Source organism: Treponema sp. R8-4-B8, from assembly GCF_054786175.1.
This window is the reverse complement of sequence record NZ_BDHE01000490.1, coordinates 130,477-143,763: the sequence shown is the minus strand read 5'-3', so window position 1 is coordinate 143,763 and position 13,287 is coordinate 130,477. Positions and strand designations below refer to the sequence as shown.

Genomic DNA, 13,287 nt, shown 5'->3' with positions numbered 1-13,287 from the left:
CTCAATGGCAAAATTTACCTGTCCCTTTTGTTTTGAATCTTACAGTTTAAAAAAGGTTCTGTATGTCTGTCCCGACTGTGGAGAAACTGCGACCCCTGATAGGCTTGAAAAAGAGCCAATCAAATGTAAAAAATACGGCTGCGGAGGTCTTGCAACGCAAAGAAAATGTTGGAAATGCGGTGCTGACCTTCCCAGAATGTCGTTACAGACCCCAAATCTTCCTTTTAGCATAATCGGCGTGTCAAACTCAGGAAAAACAAACTATATAACTGTTATGCTGCATGAGTTGGGAAAAGGGACGCCAGGTCTCCGTTTGGCGCTTGGACACCAAAACCAGGCTACGCTGGATCATCAGAATGAAAATTATAAACATATTTATGAGGATCATACGCCTCCAGCCAGCACGGCGGGAGGCGAACAAACGCCCCAGATATGGTACATCAGAAACCTTCTTAAAAAAAGAGGCAACAATGTTCCCACATATACGTTCACAATATTTGACGGCGCGGGTGAAGATCATGAGCGTATGTCAGACCCTCAGTCCCCCGTAAGAAAGTATATAATGACATCTAAAGCGATTATCATTACTCTTGATCCCCTGATACTGAATGCCATCAAAAAAGGCACAATAGTAGATAAAGAGGTTATGCAAAATTCTCTGGGGGGAGGCAAGGGCGAATATAAAGAAGCGAAGGATGTTGTCAATAGTCTTGCTGATAATATCAAAACTGCCCGTGGAATGGATGTTAGAAAGATAGTTAAAATTCCTGTCGCGATTGTTTTAACAAAATTTGACACTGTAAAAAAAGATTTTAGTGAGAATGACGTTATTAGAAGTCCCAGTATGAATGTGCGAGACGGAAAGATCAGTATGGAAGAAATCCAGCAGGTAGACGAGGAGATACGCAACTGGCTTGAAAAAATCGGCGAGCGTTCATTTATTGACGCGCTTGAGTCGCACTTTAAGGAGTTTCATTTCTTTGGAGTGTCCAGTTATGGAGAGCCGCCTGAAAACGCGACAAAACTCAGCGATAAAATAAATCCCACCCGCGTACTTGACCCGATTTTATGGCTCTTTAAAAAAGCTAAATTTGTTGATTAATGGAGGATTAATAAGATGTTTAGTGAATTGATTTACACCCGCTGCAGGCAGGGGATTGATATTACCAGAAAAGGAAGCAAGATTTCAAGTGATGGATATAAGGTGTATTCCTGCACCCACGCCATTATGAATGAAGGAGCGATTGATTTACAATTTCTTATGAACGCGGCGCAGGCCAAACAGCCGTATACCGATCCTGATTTTATGGATGACGCGTATCTTTTTTATGTTCACGAGGGGAAAAGTTTTTTTGTCAATTTTCATCCGATTCCTTTTGATGCGAATGCCCAGGGGGATTATGCACACAGGCCCGGAAATTTTGTAAATCACGCTCTCCTTGGCGATTTTTCAAAAATTTACCCATATAAAATGTTTCAGGATGACAGTATATGGAACGCAAAAACAAGAGGCGAGGCGTATTATTACGAGAACCCTCCCTCCGATAACGGGCTTCCTGAACGCGGCGACATTATTGATCCGCCGGGAAAATATAAATATGAAGAAATAGGCGCCTTTATCGCGGACGGACGAAAAGAAGCGCTGGCAAAAGCAGTCGCGTTCCTTATCGCGCAGTACAATGAAGAGCCGGAAAAAAGAAAATTTCTTATTATAAAAGATGACACATCAAAAAATATTGAGTTATGGATAGCGGCGATTGAATGTGCTTTTTCGCCGAGGATTGCTTCAGTTGTTCCATTTGCGACTCGCATGGATAAATTTGTAAGCGCTAACAAATATACTGTTAAAATGGGCGTATACCAACAGCAGATTAATTTGCAGGACCCTAACCAAAAACAACGCTACCGCGCCATGATTGTAGGTCTTGATGAGAGGGATAAAGCAAACGTAAGCGCGTTGCGCCCCCTGCCGAATTCTCCATTTGTTTTACTTGACGGCAAGCAAAAACAACTTGCTTTTGAATGTAATATACAACATGGCTATTATCAGCTTATTACAAAATTTGACGATGCACATAAAAAATTTTGCGGTGAATTTCTGCAAGCCTTTAATGTTTTAAAACCAAGCGCGGATATTCTTGATTTATATGAAATATTCACCGTGTTTGAAAAACCGTCATTGCCTGGTACGAGCGTGTTGGCAAATATATTAGACAGGCTCAACAAGTATAAAGCGGCGGAAAAACCTAAAGACGCGTCCGCCATTAAAGCGTCGCCTATTTACGAGATATACAGGCGCGTAAATACTGATGTATCGCGGCTATTACAGGAAGAATTTTCGTTAGCGTTAAATATTATCAACTGGATGTTATCAGCTTCTGAGTTTGTAGGCGATACCGGCGTAAAACAACGTTTAACCGATATTGTCTGTAAGGAATTTACAGGAATTATTTTTGGTAAAACCGATAATACGAAAAAATCTTCTTATTGGACGCAAATACAACGCACCGGATTTAAAATGGACGTAGCCCGTGTTATGACTGACATGAAAGTTATAAGTGATAATTCTTCTAAATTTAAAGCGTTTTCCTCGGCGGATGTCGTGACATTCATAACGATTTATCTGGATTCTTTTTTACAAATTGGCGGCATAGATCAAAAGGACTTAAAGATGGTAATAAAAAACGGAATCGTTATTTGTTGTCATTATACCGATCAAAAATCTTTAGACGAGATTATCTCAACTCTTTCGCGAGTCAAAAGTATTAATTGTCAGGATTTATTATTAGAGTTGGTAAAAGGCGCGGATGTAAAATTAGGCGAATTTGTAATTAAATACATAATTGATCATGATAATACTATACTCGCGTCTGATAAATCCGCGCTGTCATTTTGTGAAAAACTTGAAGAAAAAGGTCTTGAGCAAATGACAGGTGATGTGTTGATAAAGCGCGTTGATAAACTTGTTAAACCTTCTGAAATGGAACAATTTATTAAAATTATCCATGATAAGAATTTTATTAAGGAAGAAATATTGGCGAAGGTTTTTGAATCAATAGACAATAAGATTGGCGCGTCAAAAGATAATATATCACATCTTGTTGAGTTGCTGCAAACGCTAAAACCTAACGGCGCGAAATGTATTAATTCCGCGCATGTTTTCGTTCTTAATATTTTATCCGGTAATTTTAAAAAGAAAAGCCCGATAGAAGTATTTAAAGATTTAAAAAGTCAGGGGTTCCCGACTATTACAGACGAAGGTTATATAGATAAATTCATCGAAGGCTTGATAAAAACAAACCTTCCGGATGAAGAATCGGAATTCATCCTTAACTTCCTGTTTCATGCGCCTAAAGAATACTATTGCGCGTATTTAAAAAAGGTAGCCTGCGCCGCCTCTAAATATAAAGACAAATGGAACGCTTTAATTAATTTTATTTCTGACGGTAAAAAGAAACAGATTGACGATGAAATTGTTCAAGCTCTTGCGAATTCCAAACAAAATGAAAAAACATTGATGTCATTGGGCAGCCTGCTTAAAGAAGAGAACAGCCGTATTTATTATAAATCTATCGCTGATAAAGCAATAGAAATTATTTCATCTCCAAAAGATAAATCGAAGGATGAGCGTAAATGAAAAGAAGTACAGGACATTTTGCGCTTATATTCGGCCTGCTTCTTATAGCGGCTTCAAATAACATGGCTTACGCGCAAACGGATGTTAAAGATGAACTTTCTGTTTCACCAGAATCGGAATTGAATTACGCGGAAAAGAAAGCCCAAATTAACAATGTTGTTTTTCAAAAGTTAAGTGATACTATTCAGTTTATAAAAAAATGTTTGTTAATCCTATGGCGTTTTTTTCTGAAATGTCCGCTATTAATAAAAAGCATAATAATCCTCGCATTTTTGCCGGCATGTTTCATAATAATCTCAAGCCAAGTGATCGGACTATATCAAAACAGGGACAGATGGGAAAAACATCCCTATTACAATCTTATGTACAGTTATTTTGTAAAATCGGGAACTTTACAAAGGAAGGAAAGTTATAGAGACGCTCATTCTTTATTATACGATCATAAATGGTCATGGATAAGTTTTGCGGGATTAGCCTATAGGTTGGGTAACTATGACAATAAATCTGTTATGCACATATTTGCATTGACATTTGTTTATATTCCGTTGTTTGTTCTTGGATTTATTGAAATGGTTTTTAGAATTTCATTGGGTACTGTCTGGTTGGTGGCATTTAATCTGCTTCATAAATTAGCGCTTTTTATTACAAAACTTATTACTTACCTGTTAGTGCCGGCTGCAAATATCATCGACAAGTTTATACAGAAAACGCAATATTGTCCGCATTGTTATGATAAATTTAGTTTGCCTAAATTTATTTGTCCCTCTTGCGGTAAAGAACATGATAAATTAATTCCGGGAAAATGCGGCGTTTTATTTGCCCGTTGCGCGTGTAATAAGGTTTTCATACCGTGTGTATCATTTACAGGCCGTTCTTTTCTTGCTTCAAAATGCCCTTCCTGTTCAGGCGAACTTTATACGGCAAACGCCAAACATTTTTCAGTTGCGGTAGTAGGCGGCGACAATGTGGGCAAAACGGCGTTTATTTCGGCATTTTCAAATTTATACACGTCTGCGATTAAGCATAAGTATATTTTAACCATTAAAGGGAAGCCGGAGAATTATTTTAATGAATTAATAGATATGTTCAATTCCGGCGTTACTCCGTTAGATACCGAATCCCGCACATACAGTATAATTCACCGACGTGGAAAAATAGAAACTGATAATTTAGTGTTTTATAAGACTTTTGCCGAATATATTATGTCGGAAAAATATTCGCGCAGTCCCAAATACTTTAGATTTTGCGACGGCATAATTTTAATTATTGACACATCATGCTCTCAGACGGTAAAAGAAGAACTTGCAATTGATGAAAACAGCGTTTATGCCTCTTCTTATTCGCCCGATAATACCAATGAATTTGTGGTTCAATTTATTTATCAGTTTAATACGATTAAAGGCTCTGCGTCTGGAGAATTGAGCCCTGTGCCAGTCGCCGTGCTTATAAACAAGGCTGATATTGATATTGTAAAATGTGAAATTGGCATGGACAAAATAAAAGCATTGTATAAAGAAAATCCATCGGCGTATAACAATAACGAAAATGACGCTAGAGATCAAATATGTAAGGAATATATGACAAAGATAGGGCTAATAAATGTGTTGAATAATATTGATGCTACATTTTCCAATGTGAGTTATTTCCCTGTGAGCGCGGTAGGGCATAAGGCTGAGAAAGGCAAAGCTTTTACCCCTGTCGGAATTATGGAACCGCTTGAGTGGCTCGCGAATAAGGGACGTTCCCGAATTGCCGGTTTGCTTTCAAGCAGCGTAAAATATATCAGTAATAAGAGGTGATATTATGACTGTCCGAAAAACGACATTAACTACATTATCGGTTTTAGTTTTAATAACAGTCTTTGTTCTCATTAGCAAATTCTACATCGTAATATTGTCAAGGATTATGCATACAATATTCCATATTGATAAGTATGCGCCTATTATCCTTGGAAAACTTTTTCCCAATAATTATATTGGCCATTACTATCCCTTGCTTTTTTATATTTGCATAATAGCAATAATTGCCGCGCGTATACTAGACGCGATTATAGATGGAGAAACCGCGTTTAAAGTTCTTTCTCATTTTATTTCTCCGTTAATCATGACAGGCATAATAACAATAGCCTTATGTATTAATATATTAAATATGTTTCAACTATGGGGTATTATTTATCTTTGCGCGTTAATTTGTTTGCATTTAACTTTCAAGAAAATTCTTGTACAAACTGAATCAGTTGGAATCAACGTTTATATGAATTTAATAAAAGATTTCTTTGAAACAATTAAGGATACTATAGAAAAAGCTGTTTCTACAGGCATTGATAATTTTAGAAATCCTGTAGATGAAGTAATCACTCTCTTTATGTCAGCTGTTGTTTTTTTATTGGAAGCCATGGTATTTGTTTCTTTTATTGTTTATATGTCTATGCATTGGAGGGTAATATTTTTACCGCAAATATAATTTAATTACTCCAATGCATGACAATTAGAAACAATTCCCGCTTTATTTTACCTTCCCCGTTTCAAGATAGGCGGTAGTAAATACCGCTTCAGGTATTGGATCGTCGTATTTAATAATATCCATGTAAATTGTTGTAAATGTTCCCGCTCCAACAGTGGATATTTTAGTCTGCATGGGCGTAAGCCGCCCCTGCGCGTCTTTATAATCTGACATTTCCATCAACTTTATCAGCTCTCCGCGGCGGTTATACATTTCGCTTTTGTATGTCAGATAACGTGTCTTATCGATCCATGATATTGATTTTGAATACTGATAAGTACTGTCTTTTGGGACGGATTGAATCACATAACATGGGTTTCCGTTCAATGTTTCTTCGCGTAATATTGTATGGGTATCAAGGTTAGTTTTTCTGCCGATTAAAGAGATGTCGTCATAAGAAAAATCCGTCCCCATAAAACTGCCGCTGCTCTCCGAAGCCGCAACCCGCCGCACTTTACCCAGGCTTGGTAAAAATATCCATCTATCAGAACCGCCTGAGCCGGTATCCAAAGTTAGGAACCGGGATCCCTTTACGCTGGCTGGACTTTGAAATACAATCACAGTACGCGCTCCGTTAGGACCGTCCTTTGAATACTGATCGATAACCCGTTCCGTCGTGCTTCCGTCCTTAGCGGTAATCACCATACGGGAGCGTGAGGACATAGTATCCGATTTAATCCGGTTTCTTGCCGAGTTCATAATTGAATCTGCATTTGCCGCCGCGTCTTGAGCGTTCAGATAACAAACGCTCGCCAATAACATCGCCAATACGATAATTTTTTTCATTGCGTATCCTCCTTAGTTTTATTATATATAAATTTTGGTTTTATTACCATAAGCAGAGCCGGTATTACCGTAAGACTGACAAAGGCGGTAATCAGCATGCTTAAAGCGATAATCGCGCCTAGCTGCGCGATAATTCTGAATTGTGAAAGTACAAGCACTCCAAATCCGACGCCCACTGCAAGGGCGTTAATTAAAATGGCTTTTCCGCAGCCGATAAAAGTGCGGCGAAGGAAGTCAGGTTCTCCTGACTGGTACTCGTGCTTAAAAAATTCGATAAAGTGAATTGTGTAATCAATACCGATGCCGACCGCAAGGCTGGAAATCAGAGCGGTTCCAAGACTGAGTTTAATTCCAAGAAAACCCATCACCGCGAAATTGCAGAGAATTACTATCATTAATGGAACGGAACCGATGACTCCGGCAATAAGCGATTTGTAGGAAATCGCGATAATTAAAAACACTATAAGCACGGAAATAAAAATTGATATAAGCTGGGAATTAAAGATCAGATCGGTAATCGCCATTTCATACGTTATGCCGCCGCCGATTATCACCTTTACATTTTTTGGAAAGTTTACGGCGATATATTCCTTAATAATGTCGATAACGGCCTTTGAATCCATGCTTCCCGTAGTTCGCATTTGTATCATTGTTCTGATCGCCGTAGGCTCAAGCGGGTCATTTGAGTATCCCGAATCTTCAGCTCCCGCGAGCAGAACAAGATAATTCGCTATCAGCCGCTGAAGCTCCTCATCCGTTTCTTTACCGTAACGCCGTGGATTTGAAGGAATCTCATAATAAGCCATGCCGTCATAATTGGTAAGGCGTTTCAGTTCTCTTACCAAATCGTTGCCGCTCATTCGTGGAGATTTTCCCGCGGCGCTGTCTAAAAACCGTAAAATATCCGCCGTATTGTATTGGCTTATATTAAAATTATTTTCCTGCCGTGCTATTTCAGTATATTTAGTATCATCAGAACTAAAATCGTTAAAACCAAAATCATCGCTATCATCAAATCCAAAACTGTCCCCTGCGTTATGCGACACAGTTTTTTGCAGCCCATCCGGGCTTTCGCCCACGTTAAACACCTGATTGATTCTCTTGATAATGTCCGTAAAGCCGACAACTTTCCCCACGTCGGGAACATTATTTGTAAGGTATGTGGAAAGATTATCCACTGCTTGTAACACGTCGGGGCGTAAAAGTTCTTCCGTAGTATCGGCGGTGATCACAAGATTTAAATCTTTTGAGCCGCCAAAATACTCGCGTATAAACCTGTCTGAGCGGCTAATATCAGTCTCATTTTTAAAAAATTCAACAATCGCGTTATCAATTATAACTTTTGAAAGCCCGTAAAGCGAAATGATCACGGCCAGCGCAGCAAGAACAAGCACTAATTTTTTTCTCTTTGCAATAGCGGTAAAAATTCCCGCGATATTATTGCTAAGACCGCCGTTTTTATTTTTTTCTTCCTTCTTCTCCGGCAGTACCTGACTACTTTGATAAGTGGTAGGGCGGAGCAGGAACATTGACGGAATAAACAGCACCGCTACAACAAAAGCGGCAATAACCCCGATACTGGCGCAATACCCGAATTCCCTCATCGGGACAATCGGCGTAAAACAGAACGAGATAAAACCCGCCATTGTAGTAAGCGCCGCCAGAAATACCGGCTTAATCAATTTTCTAACCAAATCTAAAACCAGCTTGCGATGTTCTTCAACAGTCAGCGGCTTATTTCGAGTATCTTCCATATAATGGGTAACTATATGAATACCGTAAGCGCTGCCGACCGCTACCAGAATAACAGGCAGTATTGTCGTAATAACCGAAAGTTTTATCCCGAACAGCGCCGCCATCCCTATAGCCCAGACAACCGCTATTATCACTGTTAAAAACGGCAGCACTACAAATGTAAATCGCCTAAACGAAAAAAACAACATTCCCAGCAGTACAATGACAACTAACGGTATCAGCAAAATGTTATCTGAAATCATGGATTTATTGATAATCGTGTTGATAATCGGCTGTCCTGTGAAATACACCTCCGCCTCGCCTGTAAAAATTTCTCCCGCTATTTTTCGGATTTCTTCGATACTGAGCGTCACTTCGGGGCGCGTAAAGTCCTCGGTTAAAGCGTCCAGAGTAATTAAAATCTGCGTTGCCGAAAGATCATCAGAAACCAGAGAACCGCGGAACAAATCCCACGACGCTATACGCCGCGTAAGTTCGGTAATTTCCTCGTCAGTCCCTGAAAAATTTTCCGGTACTAAATCGGAAACGACGATACTGTCGCTATCGCCGGTTATGTACTGCGTTGACATAATTGAATTGACAGATTTAACATAATCGATATTTTCAACTTTCCGCGAAAAATCCCGAACCCGCTCCAAAAAACTCTTTTCAAAAACTGTCCGGTAAGGGCGCTCAAGCCCGACCAGAATCATAACCTGCCCGCCGAAAGTTTCATCGATATATTCCGAGATAATTTTCGCCGGATTTTTATTGGGTAAAAAACGGATATTATTGTTGTCCAACTCCGCGCGCGGAAGCTGGAGGCAGAAAAACACCGTGATAATCGTAATAATACCGACAATCAACCCCGGATGTTTAAAAATTTTTTCCATATATTGACTCATAATATTATATGACCTACAATGTAAATAGAAAGCTACATACAGTTTGATTAGATTTGAAGTGTATCCTACACAACGCTATGTTCCTGTTTGATACGCTACATTTTTAATTAAAATGTAGGGAGAAAACATGGTAAATAACACGGGAAAAAAAGAAAACCGCAAGAGCCGTTATACAAAGATGGTAATACGTGAAAGTTTAACGGAATTAATGAAAGAAAAGTCAATTTTAAGCGTATCCGTCAAAGATATATGCGACCTTGCCGACATAAGCCGCTCGACTTTTTATGATCATTATAAAGATCAATACGATTTATTAAAGCAAATAGAAGACGAAACACTTGATTATTTTGAGGACATGCTGAACAGGTATAAGGATAAACAGACAAAAAAAGAAACCGGCCAAATGGTTGAAGAAATGCTGACCTATATCGCGAATAACGGCAACACCATTCACGTATTATTAAGTGAAAACGGCGATCTTGATTTTCAAAAAAAATTATTATACCACTTTGTTATGCACAATCAGATAACAAAGTATTTCTCCGAGAAACAACAAAGCGAAGAAACAATGCCCTATTATACCGTTTTCCTAGTACACGGCGCTATCGGCCTGATTCAACACTGGCTAAAAAACAACATGGCGATGCCAGTTTCCCAATTAGCCAAAATGCTGATGAAATGGACTGAACATCAGATTAAGTTTTAAGCATTTATTTTTCCAAATAAACCTTTTTCCGTGAATTCATACTCCACGTACTATCAGCCGCATAGAAAGCCGGCAGATCATAATCGACCGGTGACGGGGATAGAGTCTTAGTACCGTCATTGTTGGTCATTCTGATGTTTCTGATGTGGGAAGTATAAGTAAATTGACTTGTAATAGTAGTTATTCCGAGTCCGAAATATATTGTTCCTGATGTATCTGCGGGGAAGTATGTACCCGAATCGTAATAAGTAGGCCTATTGCCCGTAAACGGAAATTCAAATTCTTTCCACTGGCCGGAAAAGAAACCTACCTTTACTAACCTGGCAGAAGCCACAAGATTATTCAGTATGGAAGGATCGTTAGTAGCGCTTGACGGCATATTGACTCTATAGCCGACCGTAACGCCAGATTTTTCCACTGGAAGGAGTTTATCCTGGGTGTAAGCCCCCATAAGCCTCATTCTGCCGTCTCTTATTTCAAGTATATCGTAAATTTCACCGTCAATAATCGGGTTCTCAATCATGTAGTCTACGATAATTTTTGTGTAATCACCTAACGTAGTTTCCGCCGGAATGTCAAACTTGTAGAGCGCGAACTGGCCGTTACCCAGAATATGTCTTTCCACGAGATACGGCAAAGTTGTTTTGGAAGAGGCGTCGGCAGTACCGGCTATTGTTTCACGCGGGTTAGACTCCCATTGAGAGTCAGTTGCGGCGAAGGCCGGTACGCTAAAGCCGGAACCGGTTGACGCTGTTGTTTTATCACCCGCGTCATTGCTGAGCCTGATGTTTTTTGTGTAAGAAGTGAATGCGCCGTCGCCCGCTGATGCCGTTATCCCAAGACCGAAATAAATGTATTTGGTAAGGTCGTCCGCTTTGGGAAGGTACTTGTTATCAAAACTGCCATGCCGATTGCCGTAGAGCGTATATTCAACAGTCTTCCACTTGCCGACAGAAAAGCCTTGATCAATTAACTTAACAGAACTATAGAGGTTATTTATTATTGACTCATTGGTAGTATTGCTCGCAAGGGGAAACCGTATGCCGATCACCTGATCGTTATTTTTTACTTGCTCAAACATAAGCCCGTTATAAACCCCATGCAGAATCATTCCAACATTTGTGTTGTTAATTTGATCTTCATCTTCCACAAGATAATCTACAATAATTTTGGTGTAATCATCAAAGGATTGATCTTCGGGAATGTCAAACCGGTAAAGCGCGAACTGACCGTTACCCAGGGTAAGTTTTTCCGTAAATTCAAGATCAGCATAGGCGTAGACGGTAAAGTCTGTCTGGGGGTTACTCGTAACTACGCCGCCGGATGCCGACGCGGACCAACCGTGAAAGACAAAAATATTACCGCCGCTCAAGGCGGGGAGCTGTGCGGCAGGTATTGGCTTGCCTTTTTCAACCTGTACCGATTCGGGCATATCAATACCCAGTATACCGTTGGCGTTATAGCTCATGGTGACATATTCTTTTTCTGGATCGATTGGATCAGGGTTATTCCCCGATGAATTATTGCCGCAGCCTATTACAATGAATAGAATACATAAAACAAAAGCAAGTATGGGTAGAAAATTTTTCTTCACCGAGAACCTCCCCAATTAAGGTTATTATACCACAAGGCTGTCCGAAAAACAACTTTTCGGACAGCCCCTGATGGCTTTATCTCACCGTAATCTTAATGGACTTAATAGTAGCCACGGTAGGAGTATCATAATCTTGACCAGTGGCGCCTATTCTGTTTGTCTGAAAGAAAACATAATCTACATCATCAGGCTTCTTCTCCCTGTTTCCTTCTTCAATTACAAGATCTTTCTGTTTGAGTTGTTCAAACGGTATCATAGGATCGGGAGAATGATTTTTGGTTAAATTCCAACCTTCAGCGTATGTAATAGTATTGCCTATAAGTATACGGAAGAGGCGATCGTCAGGCCCCGCCGTTCCATCAACTTCCACGGTAACGGAATTTGCTACCAACAGCAGTGCCCTTAATTCTTCCGAAGTTTCTATAGCTATAGCTGAATTTTTCTCGCTAAAAGTAAAGACATAAGCGCCATCATCATTAAGGGTCACAGTCGGAAGAGGGTAATTAAGTAACGGATGATTATCTCCCCTATGCCGTGTGTAAACTTGAGCCTTATCGCCTTCGCCTACCGTATCCTCATACTCCTCCCCCGGAACGGTAAGACAGTAGCTTAAATCTATGTTGAATGTTTTTTCCTCTACAACATAACGCCACTGTGCGACCAATGTAGTGTTACGCGTGATTGGCGTGCGTCCGGTGTATATAATGTTTTGCCCGTCAGGATCAAATACCCATTCTCTAAAAGAACGGCCGGTTGCGGGCGGAGGTACGGGATCCGTATATTGAGGAATTAGATTCGAATACCGATTTTCCCATTCATCTATGCAATCACCGGCGTATACCTTTATGGAGTTTATAGTTGTGGCTCCTGCGCCGGTGTTAAAGGTTACGGTAAATTCCCCCAACTGTCTCCATTGCGCTGTTGCGTCAATGTTTGCGGTAATCGGAGTGTCACTTGTAAGAACCGCATTATCGCCGTATGACCATTTATCCAAAGTATAACCTTGCCGTCTTGGATTACTGGGGAACCTGACGCCTAAATTTGAGCCTTTTGGTACTGTAATAGGGGCAATGTCTGGCGTACCGTTATTAGAATCAAATGTAACAGTAACCAATTCATATTCCCAATGCGCGACCAATGTAACATCTACATAAAGCTTGGTATCTTTAGTACATTCATTAAATCCGTCATACCATGTCTTAAACGCGGCCCCGTCTATTGTCGGGGTAGGGTACTTGCCTCCCAGACTCTGACCTCTTTCAAGAGTTACAGGTTTTACATTAGTTCCCCCTCTGGAATCAAAGGATACGGTAATCGGATATTTGATTTCTTCCAGGGCGCAAGCCATAAAGAAACTCATCAACACGGCACTTGCGATAAGCGCAAAAGTAATTTTAGTTTTCATATTCAAATCCTCCATAAA

Annotated in this window: 9 protein-coding genes; 5 read left to right on the top strand and 4 right to left on the bottom strand. The window is 40.0% G+C overall.

Annotated features, from left to right (window positions below; genetic code table 11):
• Positions 1-4: 4 nt before the first annotated feature.
• Genes ACYVRA_RS17510 through ACYVRA_RS17495 form a run of 4 tightly spaced genes read left to right on the top strand, consistent with a single transcriptional unit; the run spans position 5 to position 6,100 of the window.
• A complete protein-coding gene (locus tag ACYVRA_RS17510) occupies positions 5-1,102 on the top strand; it encodes a TRAFAC clade GTPase domain-containing protein (RefSeq protein WP_461254027.1) in 1,098 nt (365 codons plus the stop codon).
• A 15-nt stretch (positions 1,103-1,117) separates the two neighbouring features.
• On the top strand, positions 1,118-3,637 hold the full coding sequence (locus ACYVRA_RS17505) for a hypothetical protein (protein ID WP_461254026.1): 2,520 nt from the start codon (positions 1,118-1,120) through the stop codon (positions 3,635-3,637).
• Complete coding sequence (locus ACYVRA_RS17500) at positions 3,634-5,436, top strand: GTPase domain-containing protein (protein ID WP_461254025.1); 1,803 nt, start codon at positions 3,634-3,636, stop codon at positions 5,434-5,436. Before ACYVRA_RS17505 ends, ACYVRA_RS17500 begins: the two co-directional genes overlap by 4 nt.
• A 4-nt stretch (positions 5,437-5,440) precedes the next feature.
• Complete coding sequence (locus tag ACYVRA_RS17495) at positions 5,441-6,100, top strand: hypothetical protein (RefSeq protein ID WP_461254024.1); 660 nt, start codon at positions 5,441-5,443, stop codon at positions 6,098-6,100.
• A gap of 42 nt (positions 6,101-6,142) precedes the next feature.
• On the opposite strand, the gene ACYVRA_RS17490 is transcribed toward ACYVRA_RS17495, so the two are convergent.
• On the bottom strand, positions 6,143-6,925 hold the full coding sequence (locus ACYVRA_RS17490) for an outer membrane lipoprotein-sorting protein (RefSeq protein ID WP_461254023.1): 783 nt from the start codon (positions 6,923-6,925) through the stop codon (positions 6,143-6,145).
• Positions 6,922-9,552: an efflux RND transporter permease subunit gene (locus tag ACYVRA_RS17485; protein ID WP_461254022.1), complete on the bottom strand. Its 2,631-nt coding sequence runs from the start codon at positions 9,550-9,552 to the stop codon at positions 6,922-6,924. The genes ACYVRA_RS17490 and ACYVRA_RS17485 overlap by 4 nt, the downstream gene beginning before the upstream one ends.
• Positions 9,553-9,691: 139 nt before the next feature.
• Here ACYVRA_RS17485 and ACYVRA_RS17480 point away from each other — a divergent pair, with 139 nt between their 5' ends.
• Complete coding sequence (locus ACYVRA_RS17480) at positions 9,692-10,270, top strand: TetR/AcrR family transcriptional regulator (protein ID WP_461254021.1); 579 nt, start codon at positions 9,692-9,694, stop codon at positions 10,268-10,270.
• A 4-nt stretch (positions 10,271-10,274) separates the two neighbouring features.
• Here the strand turns inward: ACYVRA_RS17480 and ACYVRA_RS17475 are convergent, their stop codons facing one another.
• The gene (locus tag ACYVRA_RS17475; RefSeq protein ID WP_461254020.1) at positions 10,275-11,864 is read right to left on the bottom strand and encodes a hypothetical protein; all 1,590 of its coding nucleotides are present in this window, start codon (positions 11,862-11,864) and stop codon (positions 10,275-10,277) included.
• A 76-nt stretch (positions 11,865-11,940) separates the two neighbouring features.
• A complete protein-coding gene (locus tag ACYVRA_RS17470; RefSeq protein WP_461254019.1) occupies positions 11,941-13,269 on the bottom strand; it encodes an InlB B-repeat-containing protein in 1,329 nt (442 codons plus the stop codon).
• Positions 13,270-13,287: the final 18 nt, after the last annotated feature.